Source organism: Marivirga atlantica (assembly GCF_016734805.1).
Classification (GTDB): domain Bacteria; phylum Bacteroidota; class Bacteroidia; order Cytophagales; family Cyclobacteriaceae; genus Marivirga; species Marivirga atlantica.
This window is the reverse complement of sequence record NZ_JAERQG010000006.1, coordinates 1-24,487: the sequence shown is the minus strand read 5'-3', so window position 1 is coordinate 24,487 and position 24,487 is coordinate 1. Positions and strand designations below refer to the sequence as shown.

At 36.0% G+C, this 24,487-nt stretch carries 24 protein-coding genes; 20 read left to right on the top strand and 4 right to left on the bottom strand.

Features of this window, described 5'->3' with window-relative positions; all coding sequences use genetic code 11:
- The first annotated feature begins 36 nt into the window (after positions 1 to 36).
- Positions 37 to 1,305, top strand: coding sequence for a protoporphyrinogen/coproporphyrinogen oxidase (locus tag JKP34_RS17505; protein ID WP_201924390.1), 1,269 nt, complete (start codon positions 37 to 39; stop codon positions 1,303 to 1,305).
- 167 nt (positions 1,306 to 1,472) lie between these two features.
- On the opposite strand, the gene JKP34_RS17500 is transcribed toward JKP34_RS17505, so the two are convergent.
- The gene (locus JKP34_RS17500; RefSeq protein WP_201924388.1) at positions 1,473 to 1,898 is read right to left on the bottom strand and encodes a nucleoside deaminase; all 426 of its coding nucleotides are present in this window, start codon (positions 1,896 to 1,898) and stop codon (positions 1,473 to 1,475) included.
- A 118-nt stretch (positions 1,899 to 2,016) separates the two neighbouring features.
- On the opposite strand from JKP34_RS17500, the gene JKP34_RS17495 reads away from it, so the two are divergent.
- The 6 genes from JKP34_RS17495 to JKP34_RS17470 all read left to right on the top strand — a co-directional run bounded on the left by JKP34_RS17495 (position 2,017) and on the right by JKP34_RS17470 (position 9,146).
- Entirely contained in the window at positions 2,017 to 3,483 is a 1,467-nt protein-coding gene (locus JKP34_RS17495; protein WP_201924386.1) for a M20/M25/M40 family metallo-hydrolase, read from the top strand.
- A gap of 53 nt (positions 3,484 to 3,536) precedes the next feature.
- A complete protein-coding gene (gene hflK / locus JKP34_RS17490) occupies positions 3,537 to 4,520 on the top strand; it encodes an FtsH protease activity modulator HflK (protein ID WP_201924385.1) in 984 nt (327 codons plus the stop codon).
- 9 nt (positions 4,521 to 4,529) lie between these two features.
- Positions 4,530 to 5,471, top strand: coding sequence for a protease modulator HflC (gene hflC / locus JKP34_RS17485; RefSeq protein ID WP_201924383.1), 942 nt, complete (start codon positions 4,530 to 4,532; stop codon positions 5,469 to 5,471).
- 66 nt (positions 5,472 to 5,537) lie between these two features.
- Positions 5,538 to 5,675, top strand: coding sequence for a hypothetical protein (locus JKP34_RS17480; RefSeq protein WP_201924370.1), 138 nt, complete (start codon positions 5,538 to 5,540; stop codon positions 5,673 to 5,675).
- On the top strand, positions 5,672 to 7,345 hold the full coding sequence (locus JKP34_RS17475) for a sodium:solute symporter (protein WP_201924369.1): 1,674 nt from the start codon (positions 5,672 to 5,674) through the stop codon (positions 7,343 to 7,345). The genes JKP34_RS17480 and JKP34_RS17475 overlap by 4 nt, the downstream gene beginning before the upstream one ends.
- Before the next feature lie 64 nt (positions 7,346 to 7,409).
- Positions 7,410 to 9,146: an OmpA family protein gene (locus JKP34_RS17470; protein ID WP_236665059.1), complete on the top strand. Its 1,737-nt coding sequence runs from the start codon at positions 7,410 to 7,412 to the stop codon at positions 9,144 to 9,146.
- A 60-nt stretch (positions 9,147 to 9,206) separates the two neighbouring features.
- Here JKP34_RS17470 and JKP34_RS17465 read toward each other — a convergent pair whose 3' ends face one another.
- Positions 9,207 to 10,076, bottom strand: coding sequence for a DUF2911 domain-containing protein (locus tag JKP34_RS17465; RefSeq protein ID WP_201924363.1), 870 nt, complete (start codon positions 10,074 to 10,076; stop codon positions 9,207 to 9,209).
- 73 nt (positions 10,077 to 10,149) lie between these two features.
- Between JKP34_RS17465 and JKP34_RS17460 the strand changes: the two genes are divergently transcribed.
- The 6 genes from JKP34_RS17460 to JKP34_RS17435 all read left to right on the top strand — a co-directional run bounded on the left by JKP34_RS17460 (position 10,150) and on the right by JKP34_RS17435 (position 15,417).
- Positions 10,150 to 10,758, top strand: a complete 609-nt coding sequence (locus JKP34_RS17460; protein ID WP_201924356.1) for a DNA-3-methyladenine glycosylase — start codon at positions 10,150 to 10,152, stop codon at positions 10,756 to 10,758.
- Between the two features lie 46 nt (positions 10,759 to 10,804).
- Positions 10,805 to 11,638 carry a universal stress protein gene (locus tag JKP34_RS17455; protein ID WP_201924353.1) on the top strand — a complete coding sequence of 278 codons (834 nt, stop codon included), beginning with the start codon at positions 10,805 to 10,807 and terminating at the stop codon, positions 11,636 to 11,638.
- A gap of 324 nt (positions 11,639 to 11,962) precedes the next feature.
- On the top strand, positions 11,963 to 13,558 hold the full coding sequence (locus tag JKP34_RS17450; RefSeq protein WP_201924351.1) for an OmpA family protein: 1,596 nt from the start codon (positions 11,963 to 11,965) through the stop codon (positions 13,556 to 13,558).
- A 2-nt stretch (positions 13,559 to 13,560) separates the two neighbouring features.
- The gene (locus JKP34_RS17445; RefSeq protein WP_201924349.1) at positions 13,561 to 14,202 is read left to right on the top strand and encodes a TetR/AcrR family transcriptional regulator; all 642 of its coding nucleotides are present in this window, start codon (positions 13,561 to 13,563) and stop codon (positions 14,200 to 14,202) included.
- A gap of 37 nt (positions 14,203 to 14,239) precedes the next feature.
- Positions 14,240 to 15,205 carry a deoxyhypusine synthase family protein gene (locus JKP34_RS17440; RefSeq protein ID WP_201924347.1) on the top strand — a complete coding sequence of 322 codons (966 nt, stop codon included), beginning with the start codon at positions 14,240 to 14,242 and terminating at the stop codon, positions 15,203 to 15,205.
- Positions 15,206 to 15,246: 41 nt separating this feature from the next.
- A complete protein-coding gene (locus tag JKP34_RS17435) occupies positions 15,247 to 15,417 on the top strand; it encodes a hypothetical protein (protein ID WP_201924334.1) in 171 nt (56 codons plus the stop codon).
- Between the two features lie 210 nt (positions 15,418 to 15,627).
- On the opposite strand, the gene JKP34_RS17430 is transcribed toward JKP34_RS17435, so the two are convergent.
- Both JKP34_RS17430 and JKP34_RS17425 read right to left on the bottom strand, forming a co-directional pair.
- Complete coding sequence (locus JKP34_RS17430; RefSeq protein WP_201924332.1) at positions 15,628 to 18,708, bottom strand: Tn3 family transposase; 3,081 nt, start codon at positions 18,706 to 18,708, stop codon at positions 15,628 to 15,630.
- A 24-nt stretch (positions 18,709 to 18,732) separates the two neighbouring features.
- Positions 18,733 to 19,350 (bottom strand): recombinase family protein, encoded by a 618-nt coding sequence (locus JKP34_RS17425; protein ID WP_201924330.1) that lies wholly within the window; start codon positions 19,348 to 19,350, stop codon positions 18,733 to 18,735.
- Positions 19,351 to 19,537: 187 nt separating this feature from the next.
- Between JKP34_RS17425 and JKP34_RS17420 the strand changes: the two genes are divergently transcribed.
- The 7 genes from JKP34_RS17420 to JKP34_RS17395 form a co-directional block, all read left to right on the top strand.
- Entirely contained in the window at positions 19,538 to 19,912 is a 375-nt protein-coding gene (locus tag JKP34_RS17420; protein WP_201924328.1) for an ArsR/SmtB family transcription factor, read from the top strand.
- On the top strand, positions 19,909 to 20,544 hold the full coding sequence (gene merTP, locus JKP34_RS17415; protein WP_201924326.1) for a mercuric transport protein MerTP: 636 nt from the start codon (positions 19,909 to 19,911) through the stop codon (positions 20,542 to 20,544). The genes JKP34_RS17420 and merTP overlap by 4 nt, the downstream gene beginning before the upstream one ends.
- Before the next feature lie 24 nt (positions 20,545 to 20,568).
- The gene (locus JKP34_RS17410) at positions 20,569 to 20,901 is read left to right on the top strand and encodes a heavy-metal-associated domain-containing protein (protein WP_201924324.1); all 333 of its coding nucleotides are present in this window, start codon (positions 20,569 to 20,571) and stop codon (positions 20,899 to 20,901) included.
- Positions 20,901 to 21,119: a GDCCVxC domain-containing (seleno)protein gene (locus JKP34_RS18250; protein ID WP_317193726.1), complete on the top strand. Its 219-nt coding sequence runs from the start codon at positions 20,901 to 20,903 to the stop codon at positions 21,117 to 21,119. The genes JKP34_RS17410 and JKP34_RS18250 overlap by 1 nt, the downstream gene beginning before the upstream one ends.
- Positions 21,119 to 22,462 carry a dihydrolipoyl dehydrogenase family protein gene (locus JKP34_RS17405; RefSeq protein WP_201924322.1) on the top strand — a complete coding sequence of 448 codons (1,344 nt, stop codon included), beginning with the start codon at positions 21,119 to 21,121 and terminating at the stop codon, positions 22,460 to 22,462. The genes JKP34_RS18250 and JKP34_RS17405 overlap by 1 nt, the downstream gene beginning before the upstream one ends.
- A gap of 228 nt (positions 22,463 to 22,690) precedes the next feature.
- Complete coding sequence (locus tag JKP34_RS17400) at positions 22,691 to 23,008, top strand: DUF6660 family protein (protein WP_201924320.1); 318 nt, start codon at positions 22,691 to 22,693, stop codon at positions 23,006 to 23,008.
- Positions 23,009 to 23,337: 329 nt separating this feature from the next.
- On the top strand, positions 23,338 to 24,487 hold a 1,150-nt coding region (locus tag JKP34_RS17395; protein ID WP_201924318.1), incomplete at its 3' end, for an efflux RND transporter permease subunit.

Sequence of the window (24,487 nt, the reverse complement as noted above, 5' to 3'; positions counted from 1 at the left end):
TCAGTTTAACAAATTATATTTACTTCAAAATTGAGCATGGAAGACAAAAAAGTAGTCATCATAGGAGCAGGGGTAGCAGGTTTAGTAGCTGCTATTGAATTAGAAAAGGCAGGTTTTAAACCTACTTTATTGGAAGCCAGCAATAGTGCTGGCGGAAGAATAAAAACTGATCATATCGATGGCTATTTATTGGATCATGGCTTTCAAGTATTATTAACGGCTTATCCTGAAGCGAAAAGATATCTTGATTATGAAGCGCTTAATTTAAAAACCTTTGATCCGGGTGCACTTATTTACCCTAAAGAGGGTGATCCATTCACTGTTGCAGATCCGTTAAGACAACCTCTTAAGGCGCTCAATATGCTTTTTTCTCCTGTTGGTACTTTCGGAGATAAACTGAAAATATATAGCTGGAATAGCCAATTGAAAAGGACTTCAGTAGAAGACCTGTTCAAAAAACCTGAAACAACCTCACTCAAGTTTTTGCGACAAAAAGGCTTTTCAGAGCAGATAATCGATAATTTCTTCAAACCTTTTTTCGGAGGAATATTTCTGGAAAATGACTTAAGCACTTCCAGTCGAATGTTGGAGTTTGTCTTTAAGATGTTTGGAGAAGGTCATGCCGCTATTCCATCAGGAGGTATGCAGAAGATACCTGAACAATTGCTGGAGCAATTAGATCAGACGGATGTTCAATTTGGTAAGAAAGTCAAAAGTGTCGGTTTAAGAGAACTTACATTAACCAATGGTGAAACCATTCAGGCAGATGCTTTTATAATTGCTACCAACCCAGCTAATATGTTACCACAGTTGCAAGATCAGGTGAATGGTCATCAGGAAGTGGTTAATTTATACTTTAGCAGTAACGTGAATCCTGTTGGTAAGCCTACCATTGCTCTTGCCTGCAATGAAGAAATGCTCATCAATAATTTCTGCGTAATGAATAATGTTTCTACTGATTATGCTGCCGATGGAAGTTACCTGATTTCTATCTCTGTTACACAGGATTTTCAGTTATCCGATGATGCTCTAAAAAAGAAAGTGATAGATGAACTTGTAGCCTTAGTGCCAATAATGAAGGAAGCTGAAATAACTCATTTGAAAACATTCTATATTGATCAGGCACTTCCTCAAATTGACGATTTCCAGTATAGTATGAAGCCTTCAAATTGTAAAATTCAGGATGGCGTTTATTTGGCTGGTGACTATTTATTAAATGGTTCTATTAATGCTGCTATGCTATCAGGTAGGTTAGCTGCTCATGCAGTATTTGAAGACTTTAAAGGTGATGGCTTTAGGAATTGATCATTGACAATTAACAATGTTGAATGATCAATGATCAATTCTATTTATTACATAACTATATTTATGTCATCCTGTAGGGATCTATTTCCACTAATGGAGAACTTGTAATTCGTAAATCGTCATTCGTAATTGAACATTCATAACTCCAAAACAGCAAAGCGTATTCACTAATCCCCAAACAAAGCTTCACATTCAACCTCCAAAACGCCTGCTTCAATCTCAATGCCATACCAAGCTTCCATAGCTACTTCTTTAGAAGATATGGTTATCTGGTTACCTTTGGTTTTGGCGAAATTAATTGAGGCTCCATAGACCAGTTTTCCTACTCCTGCCCATATAATGGCCGACATACACATAGGGCAAGGTTCAACTGTGCTGTAAATAGTGAGTTCGCGCACATCATCATGATCCAGCGATTTAATTTTCTGAATAGCATTCATTTCAGCATGAGCTGTGGCACCATCCAGAATAGTTGTATTATATCCACCTACATGATTGCCGTTTAAATCGGTGATAACAGCACCAAAAGGTGTTTTACTTTCCTTGGCTAAATCTATAGCTATCTTCATCCAAAAATCATCATTATGCTCCATATATGTAGATTGTCTATCTTTCTTAGTTATTGGCTGATATTAATTGTTAATTGCTAATCTTTAACAAAACTGATCATATTTTACTATTTTCAAAATCTGAAAATTATACCATAAAACTATGCGATTGAAAAACTACCTATCATTTGTTGTGCTGAGCATTTTCTTGTTTGCAGCATGTACTTCCAAAAAGGATGAAAGCAATGAAGTATCTCAACTTGAAAAGATCAATAAAGAGGTACTTGAAAATAGCAAAGCTTACAGTAATCTGAAAAAAATGACCACTGAAATAGGTCACAGATTGACGGGCTCTGAAAATGGAAAAAAGGCAGAACAATACACTTATGATCTGCTTAAATCATATGGCTATGAAGATGTTCAATTTTATCCTTTTGAAGTTGAAGCATGGTCAAGAGATACCGTTGCCATTTCTTTTAATGATGAATCGGTAGAGGAAGTAGTTTCATTGGGTCATTCGCCTGTTGAAGCTGAAGTTGAAGCGGAATTAGTAGACTTAGGCAATGCTTTAAGAGCCGACTTTGAAGCCAATAAAGAAGCGGTAAAAGGTAAAATTGTATTAGCCTATATAGGTATTTTACCTGATAGTGGTGAAGATTTAAAAAATATTCACAGATCAGAGAAAACAGCTTTGGCTATTGAGTATGGTGCTAAAGGTATTGTAATCATCAATAAAGTACCAAATGGTGTTTTATTAACAGGTACTGCTTCAGTTACAGGTTCATTAATTGACATCCCAGCGGTATGTATTACTTATGAGAAAGGAATGGAGTTGAAGAAGAGATTAGCTGCCGGTGAAGCTGTAAAGGCGAGTATTTTCATGAAAAATAATAGTGATGTTATTAAATCTAGAAATGTAATTGCAACACTTCCCGGAACGGAATATAAAGACCAGAACATTGTGGTTGGTGGTCACTTAGACTCATGGGATTTAGCCACCGGAGCTATAGATAATGGAATTGGTATTGCAGCTATATTGGATATGGCCAGAACTTTTAAAGCACTTAACATTCAACCTAAACGAAATATTCAATTTGTCATGTTCATGGGTGAGGAGCAAGGTCTATTAGGTTCAAAAGCATTAGTAAAAGACTTGCAGGAGGAAAATAAGTTAGCAAATGTAAGCTATATGATGAACATTGATATGAGCGGAAATCCTAAAGGATTCAATGCGGCAGGATGGGATGTAATGGTTCCAGTATTTGAAACTATAGGATTAGCCATTCAGGAAGTTGATTCTACTTATGAGAATGAAGTTAAAAATAGAGCGGGCTTACATTCAGATCATCAAACATACATGATGGAAGGTGTACCAACTGTTGGTTTGGTTAGTAACCTTGAGCCGGTAGTTTACGATTTCTATCACAGTAATGGAGATGACTTTTCATTGGTGAATGAAACTCACTTAAAAAATACAGTGCGCTTCAGCAGCATGTTCCTATATAAGTTAGCTAATATGGATGATATACCTGCTAAAAAGCTCAATTTTGAAGAAACAAAACAATTCCTGATTGATCAGGATTTAAGAGAAGAGTTAGAACTCGGAAATAACTGGAAGTGGGGAGAGTAGTCAATCTCAAATATAAGGGTAACAAATAATCAATAACTATTAACTAAATATACATGGCAGAATTCGAATTTGATGGAGATAAGGCTAAAGAGTCTTTCCAGAAAATTGTAAAAAACATGCGATTGATCATATTGATCGTTGTAGGGCTGGTAATTATACTGAGCTCAGTTTTTACAATAGAAGCAGAAGAAGTGGGCGTGATTACACGTCTGGGAGAATACGATAGAACGGTGGAACCGGGCTTGAACTTTAAGATACCTTTTGCTGAAGCAGTTTATAAGGTTCCTGTAGAACGTCAGCAGAAACAAGAATTTGGTTTCCGCACTACCAGTGTTGGTGTGCAATCAACTTTTTCTAAAAGGGGAGCTGAAGATGAGTCGCTGATGTTAACTGGAGACTTAAATTTAGCTGATGTTGAATGGGTAGTTCAGTATAGAGTGGATAATCCTTACAACTATTTATTCAAAGTGCGTGATCCTGAAATGACTTTGCGTGATATTGCTGAGGCAGGGATGCGTCAGATTGTAGGTGATAGAACAGTTAACGAAGTGTTAACGGTTGGTCGTTCTGAAATTGCAGGCAAGCTAAAAGTGCTTATTCAGGAAATTGCCAATGAATATCACTTAGGCCTAAAAATAGATCAAGTAGTATTACAAGATGTAACACCTCCTAATCCTGTTAAGGCAGCATTTAATGCAGTAAACGAAGCACAACAGGAAAAGGAAACATTGATCAACCAGGCTAAGTCGAATTATAATAAAGTAATTCCTAAAGCGAGAGGTCAGGCACAAGAGACTATCCAAAAGGCTGAGGGTTATGCTACAGAACGTGTAAATAACTCAGAAGGTGAAGTAGCCAGGTTCAATGAACTTTATAAAGAGTATGTGAAAGCTCCTGAAGTAACTAAGAGCAGAATTTATCTGGAAACTATGCAAGAGGTGATTCCTAAACTGGGAGATAAGATCATTACTGATGATCAAGGGCAGAACGTATTGCCGCTATTACAATTAGGAACAAAATCATCACAAAATAAATAAGGACAAATTATGAAGAGAGGTATAATAGTAACGCTGATAATTGCATTTGCCCTTTTAATTGTGGTGATGCAAGGCTTTTTCATCGTAAGTGAGTCAGAACAGGTTGTGATTACGCAGTTTGGTAAACCAGTAGGTGAAGCCATTACTAATGCAGGTATGCATTTTAAGATTCCATTTATTCAACGCGCTAATTTCTTTGATAAGCGATATTTAGAATGGGATGGAGACCCTAATCAGGTACCAACCAAGGATAAGAAATTTATCTTCGTTGATACATACGCTCGTTGGCAGATTACTGATCCATTACAATTTTACAAACGTTTAACAAATGAGCGTGGTGCTCAATCTCGTTTGGATGATATTTTGGACGGTGAAACACGTGATTTTATTGCAAATAATTATCTGGAAGAAACAGTTAGAACAAGTAACAGAACACCTATTTCTAGTGGAGCCATTAGTGAAATCATTGAAGATAGTTTAACTACTATTTATGTAGGTAGAGACAGTATTCAGGAGAGCATCCAGAAATCAGCAAATGCACAAGCAAGCGATCTGGGAATAGCTATTCTTGATTTCCGTTTCAAAAGAATCAACTATGTGGAAGAAGTTAGAACTCAGGTATATGAGCGTATGAAATCAGAACGTTACAGAATTGCTGATAAATTTCGTTCGGAAGGACAAGGGGAAGCTTCTAGAATTAATGGTGAGAAAGAAAGAGAGCTAAAAACCATACAGTCAGAAGCTTTTAGAAAAGCAGAAGAAATAAAAGGTGTAGCAGATGCCAAAGCAGCAGCCATTTATTCATCAGCTTATGATAAAAACAGAGCTTCAAGAAATCTTTATAGCTTCTTGAAATCCATGGAAACCTTCCAGAAAACCTTTAATACAGAAACTACAGTTATCCTTTCAACGGATAGCGATTTATATAAGTACTTAAAAAGTATGGATTAAATTAATAAAGAGCAGCTAAAAAAAGGCTGCTCTTTTTATGTCTTAATTCTTCTAAATCATCAATTTATGAGTGAAAAGGAACAACAGAACACTGACGGACGGCCTCCTATATTAGGTAAATGGTCTAATTTTTACTGGCTCGTTTTCGGTGTGTTGGTTTTACTCATCATTATATTCTATTCTATTACCAATTACTACGCATGAGTTTACTGGACTGGATAGTTCTTTTTGGGACATTGCTCTTAATTGTTAGCTACGGAATTTATAAAACACGTGGCAGTAAAAATATTGAAGGCTACCTAAAAGGTGATAACAGCCTAAAGTGGTGGTCTATCGGTCTATCTATAATGGCTACTCAAGCCAGCGCCATTACCTTTCTTAGTACTCCAGGTCAGGCCTATCAAGATGGTATGGGCTTTATCCAGTTTTATTTTGGTCTGCCTATAGCCATGATTATCTTAAGTATTTGGGTGCTTCCTATCTATTACAAACTGAAAGTTTATACGGCTTATGAATATCTTGAAAATAGATTCGATTTAAAGACCCGTATTTTAGGAGCCTTGCTTTTTTTAATCCAAAGAGGTTTAGCTGCCGGTATTACCATTTATGCACCTTCTATTATCCTTTCAACAATTCTTGGCTGGCCGCTAGAATATACCACACTTATCATTGGTATATTGGTAATAGTGTACACTGTTATTGGCGGTACCAAAGCAGTAAGTCAAACCCAGAAGCATCAAATGATTGTGATGATGGGCGGTATGATTGTCGCAGGAGTCTTCGTAGTACATCTTCTTCCTGAAAATATTGGTTTTGGAGAGGCTGTTAACGTGGCAGGAAGAATGGGAAAACTTAATCTGATAGATACTACTGTTGATCCTGATAATCGATATACTTTATGGACAGGCTTATTGGGAGGATTATTTGTGGCGCTATCATATTTTGGTACTGATCAATCTCAGGTAGCACGTTATTTGGGCGGTAAGTCGCTCACTGAAAGCAGGTTGGGTTTAATGTTCAATGGGCTGCTAAAAATACCTATGCAGTTTATCATACTCTTTATTGGAGCTATGGTGTTCGTATTTTTTCAATTCAATCAGCCACCAGTGTTTTTTAATGATGCTGCTGTGCAGGAAGTAAAGAGCAATCCAGCCAATAAACAGCTTTATGAAGAAACAGAACTAGCCTATCAGCAAATATTTGAACAAAAAAGAGATAAAGTTGAAGCTTTAGCTTTGTCTAATTCTGATACTGAAGTGGAAGCACTTCAGGCAGATATCAAAAAGCTTGAAAATGAATCAGACCTGCTTAGAGATAAGGCTAAATCTATTATTAAATCAACTGATGAAGATTTAGAAACTAATGATACTGATTATGTTTTCATTTCATTTGTGATGAAGTACTTACCAAGTGGCGTCATTGGATTGCTATTGGCAGTAATATTCTCAGCAGCCATGTCATCAACAGCATCAGAGTTAAATGCTTTAGCATCTACCACTATTGTAGATGTTTATAAAAGAAATTTAAACACTAAAGGCAGCGAAAAACATTATCTGATAGCTTCCAAGATGGCTACTTTACTTTGGGGCGCTATTGCTGTTGGTTTTGCACTTTTTGCAGGCTTGCTTGATAATTTAATTCAGGCTGTTAATATTCTAGGCTCCATCTTTTATGGTACTATTTTAGGGATATTCTTAGTCGGCTTTTTTATTAAGCAGGTCAAAGGACAGGCTGTTTTTATTGCAGCCGTGATAGCTCAGCTCATTGTGTTATACTTCTATTTCTTCACTGAGGTGGCCTATCTATGGTTCAATGTAATAGGTTGTTTTGCTGTAATCATTATATCATTCGCCATTCAGCAATTAAAAAAATAGGACTGAGCAGAGAAATTACTTGCAGCTTAGAAAAGCTAATTGTATTTTTCAAGACATTATGCTTTTGTTACGCAAAAACTATTTAATTCTTATCCTTTCACTGAGTCCTTTTTTTGCTCAGTCGCAAGATCCTGAACTATCCAAAATATACATGGAGCAGGCTGATCAGGTATATGCCGAAGCCAAGGATGCCATAGAAATTGCTAAAGAGATATATGTACAAGCTGTAGAGGCTGATACCAATAATGTAAGAGCTAATTTCATGGCTGGCCGATTGTACCTCGAAACGGTAAACCGGGATTATTCTACTAAGTATTTTGAGCGCGTAAAACGACTAAATCCCAGATATAAATTTAACATTGACTACTTACTGGGGCGTGGTTATCAATATGGGTTAGAATTTGAAAAAGCCCTAAAATACTTTCAAGCCTACAAGAAAAGATTACTGGCTAATAAAGGTTACAGAGGTGGAGATAGAACAGGTTTAAGCATAGTAAATGAGCGAATTTCAGAATGCTTAAACGGTATGGAAATAATTGACATGCCTACTTTGTATACAATTGAAAATGTAGGTGAAAGTATTAATTCAGCTTGGCCTGATTATGCTCCTGTTCTAAATGAAGATGAAACAGTTATGATCTTTACTTCCCGAAGGCAGCAGGATAATACCAATGAGAATGTAGATTCTGATAACTTCTACTTTGAAGATATCTTTATCTCAAAAAGGAAGGGTGTAACGTGGGATGATGCTAAAAACATAGGGACCAATATCAATACACTGTATCACGACTCTAACCTTTATTTAACCAGAGATGGTAAAACCTTATACATTTACTCTGATGAGGGAAGAGGAGATATTTTCTATTCTACCGAGAACGAAAATGAAGAGTGGAGTAAACCAAGACCAATCGAAGGAAGAATAAACTCAGAAGGTTTTTCAGAGCAATCTGTTTGCATATCTGCTGATGGAGAATTTATGCTATTTGCCTCTAACAGACCTGGAGGCTTTGGGGGATTCGATATTTATGGTTGTTATAAGGAGAATGGAAAGTGGATGCGTCCTTTTAATATGGGGCCTGTAATCAATACTAAATACGATGAGGATGGACCTTATTTAGCTAATGATGGAATCACATTATATTTCAGTAGTAAAGGCCAAAAAGGCTTTGGAGGCTTTGATGTTTTTAAAACAGTTTATAACGATAAAGACCAGAAATGGGGTAAGCCTGAGAATCTGGGGTATCCTGTAAATACTGTTGATGATGAGGTGTATTTCCATCCTTCTAAAGATGGTAAAAGAGGTTATTTGGCTTCGGTAAGAGAGGAAGGTCAAGGTTTTACCGATATCTATATGGTGAAATATACTGGCAACCTTGGACAAACAGCTCGTTCTCGCATAGTTAAGCTTCAGGAGAAAGAGAACAACTATGTTACTGACGAAGACTTAAAAACCAAGCAGCTAATTGATTCTGTTCTAAGCATTGCTGCCTATCAGGTGTATTTTGATGTTAATTCAAGTATGGTAGATCAAGAATATGAAGCCAAATTAAAAGACATGTCTACTTTTTTGAAGGGAAACACGAATCTTGGTGTGCAAATTTCTGCTTTCTCTTCAGCAGATGGAAATGCGAGGTACAATCTTGAACTATCTAACAAAAGAGCTCAGGCTGTTCTACAATTTTTTGTTGAGCAAGGTGTTGAAGAAGATCGATTGGCGGCCAGAGGGTTCGGAGTGCTTAGTGGAACGGATGATAAAAGTAGGAGAGCGGAAGTGAAAATATTAAACTTAGCTGATCTGTAATAAAAAATGGTAATTGATTCTCACCAATTACCACTTTCAAAATTTATTTGAAGTTTATGATTATAAACTCTTAATCAAATCTTCGTTTCTTTTCACATATCCAAAGTCACCATTAGGAGATGCTTTTGCTAGCTCCATTGATTTCTTTGCCACTTCTTTCGCTTCTTTGGTTTTACCCATTTTTGCGAGTATCTGAGCTTTAGTATGTACATTCCAGAATTGCTGGCTGTTGTTACCTTCAGCCAAATAAGCATTTATCCACTTTAAGGCCTGCTCTAAATCTTTATCAGCAGTAAGGTAATAGTTAGCTGCTGCCAATAAGTTTCTAGGGTTTACCTTAGTTTTAGCTTCAATATCAGCCATCACAATGTCATCAAATGAAACTTCAACAGGTACTTTTACAGAAGTATTTTCCCACATAAAATGAATATTAGCCATTGTATTATCCTCACTAATATCAGAAATCATGTAAGTCAGAGACTCTACAGGCTCAGCCAATTTCTTTGGCTCTACACTTACTGAAAGTGCTTCTTTTGAGTCATCATAACCAGCTACGTTTCCTCCCAAGGAAAGGTCAGTGTAAAGTTTAAATTCCCACATGTCTTTACCAGGAGTCATAAAAATCAGGTAGTCACCAGCTTTTACTTCTTTACCGGCAATTTTTACATCTGTACTTAACGAAAGTACGGATCCACTATTGGCTCCAGCTCTCCATAGTTGGCCATAAGGTTGTAGGTAATCATTACCTTCTCCGAAAATAGCTCTTCCTTTAACACTAGGTCTAAAATAACTGATGCTAATATCCGTTAATCCAACGGTAGATTCAGTTTTGGCTTTAGGAGATGGCATTGGTGTATTAATCTGAGCTACAGATTGATAGGTGAATAATACTGTCGCTAAAAGAAGCGAGAATAATAATTTTCTTTTCATAATTAATAGGTTTAGTGTTTTTTAGTCTGCCATATGAACGAACTATGTTGTAAAAGGTTAGTTTTTAATGTGAATGAAGAAAGGTAACAAACTCAAAGCAAGTTTCTATTTATCAGATGATGTTGTAAGAGTAGCTCAAGACCTGCTCGGTAAAAAGTTATGTTCACATATAGATGGTGTTTATACTTCTGGTATCATAGTTGAAACTGAAGCTTATTCAGGGAGAAACGATAAAGCCTGTCATGCTCATTTAGGTAGGTTTACTAAACGAACCTCAACTATGTATCAGAAGGGCGGTACAGCTTATATTTATCTTTGCTATGGCATTCATCATTTGTTTAATGTTGTAACTAATGTTGAGGGAATTGCTGATGCAGTGCTAGTTAGAGCGCTAATGCCCACAGAAGGACTGGATGAAATGCATAGTAGGGTAAAAACTAAGCAGGCAGATTATAAGCTTTGTGCAGGACCCGGAAAACTTACTAAAGCATTAGGCATTAATAAGGTTAGAAATGGCATTTATTTGGCATCATCCAGTGATACATGGATTGAAAATGACTTGGATGTACATGCCTCAGAGATAGTAGCGACTACTAGGATAGGAATTGATTATGCAGAAGAAGATGCATTATTACCGTGGAGGTTCTATTTAAAAGGAAATAAATCCGTGAGTAAATATTGAAAAGAGCAATTTTTTCATAAATTCAAATTATTAATGTATTAGTCTGATGGATAATATTTTATGCCCTGTTGATTTCTCACCTTATTCTCTAAATGCCTTAGAGTTTGCGGCTAATATTCTTCAGGTTAGAAAGGGGAATCTAACACTGATGCATGTATTTTCAGAAAAAGAGTTTTCTAACGCCATTGAATCTGAAAAGGATGCTCATTCATTTACTGATATGAAGGATTATGCGCAACACAAATTAAGAGTGTTGGCAGATGAAACTGAGAGGAACTTTGAAGTAAATTGTGATTATGTAATCACAGTTGGCGATGTCAATGAATCTATCAATAAATACACTGCCAAGAATGATATTGACTATGTAGTTATGGGTACTCAGGGTAATGGTTATAATAAAGAAACTGTAATAGGTAGTAGAACCATTAGAACAGTTGATACCAGTAATGTACCTGTAATGACCGTGCCTATTCAAGCTCAATTCAATGGATTCAATTCGGTGGTTTATGCATCTGACTATTCCAAGCATGACAGAGTCACGCTTCAAAGATTAGTTAGCTTTATTTATAATTTTAAGAGTAGAATAAAGGTTGTGCACGTAAGCCACTCTAACAATGAAATGAATGAACAGACTTATGAAAGGTTTAAAGAAGAGCTATCAACCTTTTTAGGCTATGATAAAATGAGCTACTATTTGAAAGAATATAAGTCTGATATCAGCCATGGTATTGAAGAATTTGTTAATGAGCAGGAGGGTGAGCTGCTTGTACTGCTTAAGAGAAAAAGAAATTTTTTAGAAACTTTACTAAGTTCTAGCGTATCGCAAGAAATATCTTATCTGAGTTCTCATCCGCTACTAATCTTTCTGGAACCATCCTAAAAAGTATTTTTGTTATTACTTAAAATTGCAATCAACTTATATCATTTTTGTAACTGATTAGTTTTGCTTTGTTGTCAACTTTTATCTATATAATTATATATAACTTACTGATTATTAATGAAAAAAGTGCTTGTATTTATTGTAGTACTTTAATACATTTAAACTTTCATTACAGTTGTATTAAAGTAAATGGATAGTTGACAGTTTCTAGCTGGACTGTTTTTTGATTGTGAAGGTTAGTTTATTGCACCTGTAAGTTTTTTATAAAAATGTGATTGTGAGATGATTACTTTAAAGCTAGCTTACTAAAGATAATTTTTGAGGATGAAAAATGTATTTTACATATATGTCTTATTTTGTCTACTGAATGTTACTGTACTTTCAGCGCAAAATGCCGCACAACCAACCCTAGTATCTACTTTGGAAAGTATTTATGATGATATTTCTCCTGTTTTAGCACCAGAAGGTGATATTCTTTACTTTACAAAAATGAATCATCCTACAAATGCCGGTGGAGAGAGAGACAAAGGAGATATTTGGTTTAGTAAAAGAGTTAATAATGAATGGACTCCTGCTGAGCGGGTTGTTGGTCCTTTAAATAATCATGAATTTAACAGTGTTATAGGCATAACACCTGATGGTTCTATAATGTATGTTACTGGTAACTATGAGAGTCCTAAAAAGGGTGGAATTTCCTATTCGAGAAAAATAGGTGAAAATTGGAGCGAACCTAAGTCAGTTGATATCCCATATTACAAGAATAAATCTGATCATCTCTCAGGGAGTCTCTCAAGAGATGGAAAAATAATGGTTTTAAGTCTTCAAAGCTTTGATACAAAAGGTAATGAAGATATTTACTATGCCTTTAGAAAGTCTATCGACAGATGGACTGAAGTGCGAAACCTGGGAGTTGACATTAATACCAAAGCTCAGGAGTTAACGCCATACTTAGCAAGTGATAATAAAACGCTATTTTTCAGCTCAAATGGCAGAGAGGGTAAAGGTAGCCGTGATGTGTTTGTTTCAAAACGCATGGATGCTACCTGGACTACATGGTCAGAACCGGAAAATGTAGAAATCTTGAATACCGAGGGAGCAGATTGGTACTACAGATTGGCCGATAACACAGAACAGGCTTATATGGTGAATACTGTGAATAGTATTGGCTTGGGCAATATTCTTGTAACAAAATTGCCTGATGATATACAGCTGGAGAAAACATTAGAAGAAACAATGACGGCTTCTGCAAAGCCTATTATTCCATATAGTGGCAAAAATAGTGACTCTAAAGAAGAGAGACCTAAAATATCCGTTAAGATCAATGTAATCGATGGATTAACAGGTAATGCACTAAATCCGCAGTTGATTATAAAGGGAATTAATGAATTGAACAGAAGCTCTTTTTCTGAAATAGTTTTAGGTTCGGGTTCATCTTATCAAACAAAATTATGGAAAGACTCTGTTTATACTGTGGATATTGATGCTGAAGGCTATCTTGATGAGCAGAAAATGCTTAAAACTGATACCTTAAGTAATAGTTCGGAGGTAACTTTTTCTTTGGTGAGATTAGAAAAGGGTACGACTATACAACTCGAAAGTGTACTTTTTAAAAGGGGGACTGCTGATATGTTAGAGAGTTCTTATGAAGAACTTGATAGAGTTGCTGGTATGCTTAAAAAGAACCCTAATATAGAGATTGAACTGTCAGGACACACGGACAATACCGGTAGTTCAAAATTAAATATTGAGCTTTCGCAAAAACGTTCAGATACTGTTCAGGATTATTTGATTAATAAAGGAGTTAGCGCCAAACGCTTAAAAAGCAAAGGCTATGGTGGCTCTAGACCTATTGCCAGTAATAGATCTGAAGCAACCAGAAAGCTGAATAGAAGAGTGGAATTTACAATTATCAAGAATTAGCAATGGCTAAACTTGATATATCTTTAAGGGAACGTAAGTCAGCAAAGCTCAAATTGCTGATTTTAGATAAAACGAAGCAGCAGCTTCAAAAGAGAAATTTCAATGACATTCACGTAAGCGATATTTGCAAAGAAGTTGGAATTTCAAAGGTTACCTTCTTTAGGTATTTTCCTCAAAAGGAAGATGTGTTACTTTACCTTTTGAGGGTTTGGGCGTTTAGAACCTCTGTTCACTTAAACGAACAACAAATTAAAGGACTCAAAGCGGTAAATTATATTTTTGATCAATATGCTGATCTCTGCCAGAAACACCCTTCTTTAATGCAGCATTTGATTAAATATTATGCGGTGGCTGATACTGTCTTAAAACCAATCAGTATTAAAAAAGCAGAAAAGGCCTTATTATTTCCTAATTCGGAAGAGGCGATTAAACAAGAGATATTATCATTTGATAAACTTCTGGAAAAACATCTGCTTGAAGCAATTTTTAATACTGAAATCACAAAATCATCTCATGTAGAGGATATGGTAAGCATGTTGCTAACTACCACTTATGGTTCCATTTTAGTTTCAAAGCTACGTCAACTTCCTTTAAAGGGACTACTCAAAAAAAACATCACATCGGTGCTCAATTCTTATATGTAGTGTTGTTATTTTCTTATTTTTGCTGAAAACAGCAACTATGGAAATTACTAAATTTTTAAAACATAATTATCGTCATTTTAACGCAGCTGCACTCATTGATGCTGCTGAAGCCTACAAATCACATGTTGAGAGTGGTAAAAAGATGATGGTGACTCTGGCAGGCGCTATGTCAACTGCTGAAATGGGAATTTCTTTAGCAGAAATGATTCGTCAGGGAAAAATAGATATTATCAGTTGTACAGGAGCCAATCTGGAGGAAGATTTAATGAATTTGGTAGCTCACAGCCATTACAAGAGAGTTCCTAACTATAGAGATTTAACACCAAAAGAAGAGTGGGACTTATTAGAAAAAGGCCTGAATAGAGTTACTGATACTTGTATACCTGAGGAAGAGGCATTCAGAAGATTACAAAAGCATATTTTCAAAATATGGAAAGATGCTGAAGAGAATGGTGAAAGATTCTTTCCTCATGAGTTTATGTATAAGTTGATAAAATCTGGCGTACTGGAGCAATATTACGAGATAGATCCTAAAGATAGCTGGATGGTGGCTGCTGCTGAAAAGAACCTACCTATTGTTGTACCAGGTTGGGAAGATAGTACCATGGGTAATATCTTTGCGAGCTATTGTGTGAAAGGTGAGCTTAAGCCTTCTACCATGAAGTCTGGTATTGAATATATGACATTCTTAGCTGATTGGTATAAGACTAATGCCGGTACTGAAGGTGTTGGTTTCTTCCAAATAGGTGGTGGTATAGCTGGGGATTTCCCTATCTGCGTAGTACCGATGCTTTATCAAGATTTAGAATATACTGATGTTCCCTTCTGGAGCTATTTCTGCCAGATTTCTGATTCTACAACAAGCTATGGTTCTTATTCAGGAGCTGTTCCTAATGAAAAAATCACCTGGGGTAAATTAGATATTACTACTCCTAAATTCATTGTGGAATCAGATGCCACTATTGTGGCACCTCTTATTTTTGCGATCATTTTAGAACAATAAATTAACGCCCTACTTTTGAGTAGGGCTTTTTACTTTTTGATATGAACAGGATTATTGGTTTTATTATTTTGATGGTTGGCTTAGTGCTAATTTATATTACTTCAATAACTGAAGAATCATATGGTTTCTTTGGAGGAATGCTAGTAGGTTTAACTATATCTTATGGAGCTAAAGTGATGATCACCAGCTCTTTTTCTTTTAAAAAGCGTTAGTCCTCAACCTTCATAAATAAGCCTACTATTAATACAATACCCATAGTAATACATGATAAGATAAATATCTGCTGTTGAATTAAGCCGAATATAAATCCTCCGGCAACTAAACCTAATATACTGGCGGCACTTCCGAAGCTGTTGGCAACACCCTGTATAGGCCCTCAACAAAAGTAGGCCATATTTCGCAATTAATTGATTAACAGTATTTTAAGTTATTTCGTAACCTATAAGTTGCCGAATATCAAATACAGCTACTTTATTATTTATTGATTCAAAATTATATTCACCATGTATATTTATGTGCTTCCATGAAATTAGATTTGTTGCACTCATATTTTCAATTATTTTTAAGCTTTCCTCTGCGGGTAATTGCGATAGCTTTTTTGTTAAGCTTAAATAATTCCATAACAGAATTGAGTTTTGTATTAGATTTCTGCAGCTTAATGCCAATTCTTGAGCCTCTCTTTCACCAACATTAAATTCTTGGTTATTTCCAAACCAAACATCCTTGGCGAATTTATGCCAAAGCTCTCCTTTATTTAATTGCTTTTCGATCCGTTGCCTATACTCTGAATCATCGAAATACTTCAATAAGAATATTGTTTTATGTATTCTTCCAAGTTCCTTTAAAGCTTGATATAAAGGATGATTCTTTGAATATGAGTTAAGCCTTTTTAAAAGAACCGATGCTGACACTTTTTTTGTTTTGATTGATACCAAAAATCTAAGTATGTTGTCCCATTGTCCTTCTAAGAGTTCAATGTTGATGTATTTTCCTTTATCCGGTAAGATTTTAAAACCTTTATCCAAGTAATATTTTTGGGACTTCCCTTTGAAAGAATACATGATTTGACTCCCAGGGGATTTAATTCTAGGTGCAAATTCAATTCCCAAGGAATTAGCTACTCCAAACACCACCTCTGTATAACCATGGGTATCTGTACTATGAATCGTACTTTCTACTACCTCATTATAAAGTAATCCATCAAGAACATATGCTGCTTCTCTTTCACTTGAACTAATAACTGTATCATAAAACACTCTGCTATACTCATCTATAAAAGTATATGCTGAAATTCCTTTACCTGTGCCGAAGTATTTATATGAATAACTTGAATGTATCGAAGGGACAGATACTCCAAATTTTTGACCATCACTTGATGTGTGTAATTCTTCCACAACTTCTTTTAAATGTTTTGGAATTGATAATCTATCTGTCAGCTCTACAATTCTACTATTAGCTTCACTTAAATTTTGTGTCGAAAAATGCCATCTAATAGTATTAACTAAATTCTCTTCGCCAATTGACTTTGTAATCTTCCCCATTTTTCTTACTCCAATATTGCATCCTAATGCTACAATTCCTGCGATTAATCTTTCTTTATTGTCTTCTAATTGTCCTCCTTTCATTTTATAATGAGAAAATGAGTCAAGAAACTCTGTAGCTTCAGATATATCAGCTAGCACATTAATAAGCGGAAGTACTTCATCTTCTGAAAGTAAATTTTGAATGAATTCATTATCAACCTCTTTATTTTTTGGCGTTTCTACAACAGCTTTATTATTTTTATTAAAAGAGATATATCGATTTTGTTCAATATTTTCATTTGTAATATGATATTGTTTATCCATCTTTAGCTCTAACTCCTGAATAACTCTTGAAAAATCAATCATTGAAGTTAGGTTAGATCTTTTGAGAAGATATTCTTTATCTGTTTTCCATATCTCTTCCTCAATCATATAGTCGTTTATAGAACGGTAATTATTTGAAAATTTCAGATTTAATGAACCAGCCTTAATATGATTAGCGGCTTCAATCAAAAGAAGTGGTTTATAAAGTCGAGAATTTACACCATTCTCATTTACTACGAATTTCCGTTGATCATCCTTTAAAAAAGTCAGTAATGGGATGGATATTGTATTTCCTTGTTTTGACTGATAATGTCTTACAGGTTCATATATTTTTTTTTCAGATGCATCCTTATTGAAATGAATCGAAATAAAGAGCTCTTTTAACCTCCTACTTAACCTCATAGAACCTTTTTCAATTTTCTCAAAGTACATCTCATCTTTAATTCGCTGTGAAACTGAATTTTCTAAAAGCTCAAATTCTTTAATTATCTGCTCTTTCAAATCAGGATTTGATTCTATGATGCCCAATGCGAGGCTAATTTTTTCATTAGGCTCATATTGATGTGATTGTAGTATTTCTCGTACTCTATTTAGTTTATTTTCTCCTTTCTCTATATTTTTAACTATTCTTTCCTTTGATTCCTTGACATGCTTGATAGGCGTTTGCTTTTGATTCAAAAAATCATTTTTAATATCTCTATCAACTCTATTCAAAAATGATTGAATTCCTTTGAGGAAAATATCAACAAAAAGATCTTGCCTTATTCGATACTGATATGAAATAAGGGACAATACATATAGGTATTTTGTTTCATCTTTTGTAATTGCATTAAACTGAGGTTGCTCAGCAATTATTACCCACCCAGCATAATAGTTAACTAGGGCTTCAGATATTGAGAAATTGCTGAGAATTGGTTCAAAGTGTTTGAACATATCAGCTACAATCATGAATTCTTGAATTGTTTCCTTTAATTTATTAGGATTACTTTCCTGATTTGGTTTTTTTAAACTAGTAAGCAAATACGGATTATGAGTCGATGCCTCACCAGGATTTACGGTCATATTTAAAAATTCATTCAATAACTCTTTTTCCTTATCTCCAAGTAAATCCATTAATTCATTTGAAATATTTTCTTCAAGTAGATTTAAAGCCTGTGTGATAATTCCAGATAGAACGCCATAATCTGGAATCTCAATACGGTTTTCATATAAATACCTTATAAGAGAAAGTAGCACCTTCTTAGGCCTGATTGCATTTTTAACTAATTCAATTGCCTCATTTAGAACTTCTAGCCTTTGGGATGGAAAAGATTTATAATTAAAATACTTGAGTAAATCATTTTTATGCAGACGAAGAGTAGCTTCCTTATACCAGTTTTGATTTGAAAGGAATTTATTTGGATTGACATTGAATTTTTCACAACAATACCTTATATCATCCCTATGAAACTTTTCAGGTTTGTAAAACCTGTTATTTGCAACGAAATAACCTTTAAGAATTATATAACCTATTAAACTTTCCGATTTAGTGAAATCAACATTCTTTTTAGGTCCATCTGTTAAAGAAAATAATTCTAAGCGATTTTCAAGAACCAGTGAGTTAGGAGTGTCAAATTGATGTATTTCATGATTTTTTAAAATCTTTATTTTCGGCATTTTTATTTGCGTTAATTTGTGCTTTTAAGATTGAAGGTAGTCTTTGACCTTCTTTACAGTATTTGGAGAACATCTACACAATTTCTGGATTTCTCTGGACGAATACCCTTTGGATAAATACTTTTGTATATCCTGATGCTTGGATAAAAATTTATTTATAGTCTCCTTCGATCCAACTTTTCTACCAGTAGTTAAACCTTTTGCTTTTCTAGACCTTATACCAGATTTAATACGATAACTCATCTGTTCACTTTCAAGTCTAGCTAGATCCGCCATAATAGTTACTATAAGTTTAGTAAACATCTCACTTGAAGAATCTTCTTTATTTATGGTTGCCCCAATATTATGTATATAAATGGAAACTCTTTCCATTTTAAATTCCTCAATTAAGCCAAGTACTTCATGTGTATTTCTTCCTAACCGAGATACTTCTGAGACCATTATACAATCAATCTCATATTGTTTTATATATAAAAGAGCTTTTTGCAGTATTGGTCTTTTATTGACAGAAACCGAAAAACCTGAAATCTTCTCAGAAAAAACCTTCATAACTTCAAAGTTCTTAAGCGACTTCATATCGTTGACTTGTCTGGTAGTCGTTTGATCTTTTTTTGAGACCCTAGTATATATAATAGATTTCATGTTACAATATAAACATTAGTTAAAACGGAGACACATCATTTAGTAGGTAAGTATAATTAAATAATTCTAGTAACTGTATAGTAACAAGGTTATAATGGTAACACTATTTACAATATTTAAGTATTTACTGAAACACTGAACCTTTCTTTATATCTTTACGTTTTAGTAATTGCTAAAATATTAAAATATGAGTAAAACCTGTATAAGAGTATTAGCGGATCCTATCCAAATTAAGGAATGCAAGGAATCTCTAAACCGACTTGATGATCAGCTTGACCAGACAACCCAGATATTCAATCTCTCAGGGAATGCTGCGAGACTGAAAATTCTATTTCTTCTTCATAAAGAAGGAGAAATGTGTCCGTGTGACCTGAGCGATATTCTGGATATATCTGTAGGAGGAGTTTCGCAGCACTTGCGTAAGCTAAAGGACGGCAAGCTTGTCAAAGACAAGAAAGTAGGCCAAACGGTTTTCTACTCGTTGGTGGATGAAAATATACAGGTAATTAAGCCTTTCTTAAAAAGCTTGTTGGATAACCATAAAAAAGAATCAGTATCATGAGCAATTCAAATCAAACAAATACAACCTCCAAAAGTGTTGGGGCAGGTTTGTTGGTGGCAATAACAGCGTCACTTTGTTGTATCACACCTGTTTTTGCCACGCTGGCAGGGATTGGAGGCATTGCTTCATCCTTTTCGTGGATGGAACCTTTTAGACCTTATTTAATAGGCCTCACCATTTTGATATTAGGGTTTGCCTGGTATCAAAAATTACGGCCCAGAACCCAGGAGGAAATTGAGTGTGCTTGCGAAGAGGATGAAAAACCTTCCTTTTGGCAGTCTAAGAAGTTTCTGGGAATCGTTACTGTTTTTGCCGTGCTGATGCTTGCTTTCCCATCCTATTCCGGCATCTTTTTTTCAGGTAATAGCAATGCATCAAACGTTATTGTGGTGAAAGAAAATGACATTCTGAATGCAGAGCTAAGTATTAGAGGCATGACCTGCACCGGATGTGAGCATAGTGTGAATGCTGCGCTTAATAATAGTGAAGGTGTTCTCGAAGCATCTTCATCCTATGATAGTGGTATGGCTATAGTCAAATTTGACCAATCAAAAGTATCCGTTGATCAATTGGCGACTAATATTGAGGAAGCTACTGGCTATACAGTGACTGATAAAAAAGTCATTGATTGAAAAAAATTTAAATAGAAAATGAAAATGAAAACTATCATTCTAAACCTAACATTTTTCTTCTTACTTGCAGGATATGGAATGGCACATTCTGCTAATTCTACAACAACCAAGTCCTCTCAGAAAAGTGAGACAGTTAAGCTGAAAGTCACGGGTCTCACTTGTGCGGGCTGTGCCAGCCATCTATACAAGGTCTTGAAAGAAACCAAAGGTGTTGTAGACAATTCGGTGGAATATCCCGGTGATATTGCAGTGATTGACTATGATCCTAAAAAGACCCAACCAGAGCAACTCATTGCAGCCATTGAAGAAAAGACCAGCTATAAAGCTGAATTACTAAAACCTAACAACGACAAATAGTGGAAAAAGAAATCGTTTTACAATCCACTATTACCTGTCCGAATTGTGGACAGCAAAAAGAAGAAACAATGCCAACGGATGCATGTCAGTACTTCTATGAGTGTAAAAGTTGCAACCAAGTCTTAAAACCAAAAGACGGGGATTGCTGTGTGTATTGCTCTTATGGAACTGTCTCATGTCCTCCCATTCAAGAAGGTGGTAAAAACAATTGCTGCTGATGAAAAAATATGATTTAATCGTCATCGGATCAGGCATGGCTGGAATGACCATTGCCAGTAAATGTGCTAAAAAAGGATTGAAGACTGCTGTTACAGACTCCAGACCTTACGGGGGTACGTGTGCGCTACGCGGCTGTGATCCCAAGAAAATACTGGTAGGAGCAGCTGAAATAATTGACCGGGCATATAAAATGAAGGAGATCGGCATTCAAGGTGATATCTCTATTAACTGGCAAGACTTGATGGCTTACAAAAACGACTTTGTTGCCAAAATGCCAAAAGATGTAGAGAAAGGTTATGAAAAAGCGGGTGTAGACATGTATCATGGAGCAGCCAGCTTTGAATCGGAAGACACTGTCCGCATTGAAGACAACCTATTGGAAGCAGATAAAATCGTAATAGCCACAGGTGCACGACCTGTAATCCTGGATATACCAGGTGGTGAGTTACCCATTGACAGCACAGATTTTCTAAACCTGGAAGAGCTTCCTAAGGAAATCACTTTTATAGGAGGTGGTTACATTGCTATGGAATTTGCACATCTAGCTGCCAGAGCGGGAAGTAAAGTAACCATATTCCACAGGGGCAAAACGCCCTTGGAAAACTTTGAAGCTGATATCGTGAAGCATTTGGTAAATGCAACTGAAGAATTGGGTATGGAGCTTCACCTTGAGTCGGATGTTGTTACAGTAGAAAAAAAGGATAAAGGGTTTACCGTCAAGGCAGCATCAAAAAATGGTGAAAAGGTCGTTCAAACGGACTTAGTAGTTAATGCTGCTGGTAGAGTGCCTGAATTGGATGGAATGAACCTTGAAAAGGCAAACATTTCCTACGGTAAGAAAGGGATTGAGGTAAATAAATACCTACAAAGTGTAACCAATGAGCGGGTGTACGCAGCAGGTGATGCGGCTGCCAGTAAAGGGCTTAATTTAACCCCTGTAGCCGTATTGGAAGGCCATGCAGTAGCAGCCAATATTATCCGTGGGAATTCCAAAAAGCCTGACTATACGGAAATGCCTAGTGTAGTCTTTACCTTGCCCACACTTGCTGCAGTTGGCATGACGGAAGCTCAGGCAAAAGAATCAAGTCTGGAATATCAGGTAAAGGATGGCTCTGCATCAAACTGGTACAATGCCAAACGGATCAATGAATCGACTTACGCTTATAAAGTAATTTCCGACAAAGAAGGTCACATTTTAGGAGCCCATATCATCGGTCCCCATGCAGAAGAAATGATTAATCTTTTTGCTATGGCTATTCGGGCAAAACTAAAAGTTGCAGACATCAGGAACATGGTTTATTCCTATCCCTCCATGGGATCGGATATTGGGTCAATGGTTTAAAAACAATAATGTTAGAGCAAAGAGTAAAAGTAAGAAACATCTAGCCAACGACCTTGTGGCTGTTGGTACTCAGGCACGGTTGGCTAGACGGAGATCCATAGTCCAAAGAAGTATTACTCGGGCAGAGTAAATCTAATGTACAATAGCTCCGTTTAGACCAAGAAAGCCAATTTTCAGAATTCACTTTTGCAATACCATTGCATTGAATTAATTCGTATATTTGCAACAGTGAAGATCGCAGCTTACATATTAAGTTTTTATTTCCTTGCCCTCTCCGGAATGGCCTGTGCGGATACCGTGCCTCAGAGGGACAATTCAGAAAATATCACTGTAGTTAATACTGCTGATAATCATGACCATGACCATAACCAGGGTTGGGACGGTTGTTCCCCACTTTGCGTTTGCCATTGCTGCCACATACATTTCTTATCTACTTCAGGGATAGCCTTTACCCACCCTGAAAAACTACTTGTTTTACACAGTGCTTATTTTAAGGATTTCGGAAGCATTGAAATCTCTGGATTTCTCAAGCCTCCAATGTCATAATTTCCCGCGTTTAGTAGGATCAGTATGTCTGACCGATAAAGTCTTTTATTAAGATGCAAGGTTTTTAATCATCCTGATGGCTTGCTAAACATCCCTTCACGTGCCTTTTTTCAAAGGTATCCCTTTAATCATGTTCAATCTTATTCAGAAAGTTGAAAAAATTGAATAAAAATAAAAAGAAAAAAAGAAAAAAGCTAAAGAAAAAAATCACACTGAAACTGGTGCTTAAGTGGTTCTTCATCGCGCTTATGATGGTAATATTATTACTAGTCATAATTGTGAAGCTTATACATTTTTTCATTCACTATATCAAATAATAAACAACTCGTATGATCAATAAAATCATTTCTTTTTCAATAAAGAATAAATTCATCGTGGGCTTGATGACGCTGGCCCTCATAGGAGTAGGCATCTACTCCATGTACACGGTCAATTTGGGATCAGTACCCGACATTACCAATAACCAAGTCCAGGTGATGACTGTGTCTCAAAATCTGGCCACAGAAGATATAGAACAGTTCGTCACCTATCCGGTGGAATTAGCCATGGGGAATCTGCCGGGCGTTACAGAAATCCGTTCAGTATCCCGTTTTGGGTTATCCGTAGTTACTATCGTATTTGAAGACGAAATGGGGATATACAAACCCCGGCAACTGGTACAGGAAAAACTCAACGAAGTACGTGACAAAATCCCTGAAAAGTTCGGCAGCCCTTCTATGGGCCCCATTACAACAGGTCTGGGAGAAATATACCAATATACCATAAAACCAAAGCCTGGGTATGATACTGTATATACCCCTACAGAACTGCGAACCATTCAAGACTGGATTGTAAAGCGTCAAATGACTTTGGTGGATGGTGTGGTAGATGTAAATGCCTTTGGGGGTAAAATTAAACAATATGAAATAGCCATTAACCCTGAAAAATTAAATGCTATCAATGTATCCATTTCGGAAGTCTTTGAAGCTTTGCAGCGTAACAATGTAAACACTGGAGGTGCCTATATTGAGAAAAATAAAATGGCCAATTTCATCCGTGGAGAAGGCCTGCTTCGTTCTTTGGACGATATTAGAGAAATAGTCATAAAAAATGAAACCGGAATTCCCATAACTATTGGAGATGTTGCTGAAAAGGTCCATTTCGGAAATCAAGTGCGCTATGGAGCCTTTACGCAGGATGGTAAAGAAGCCGTTGGGGGTATGGTGCTTATGCTCAAGGGTGCCAACCCTAATTCTGTCATTCAGAATGTACAGGAACGAATGAAAAAAGTGCAGAAGTCTTTGCCAGAAGGCTTGGAAATAAAACCATTTCTTGACCGTAGTTCCCTGATCGAAAGAACTACCAGTACAGTAAAAACGAACCTTCTAGAGGGTGCCCTCATTGTGATATTTGCCTTGGTAATACTATTGGGTAGCATCCGCGGTGGTATTATCACCGCCACAACTATTCCGCTTTCCCTTCTTTTTGCCTTCATTCTGA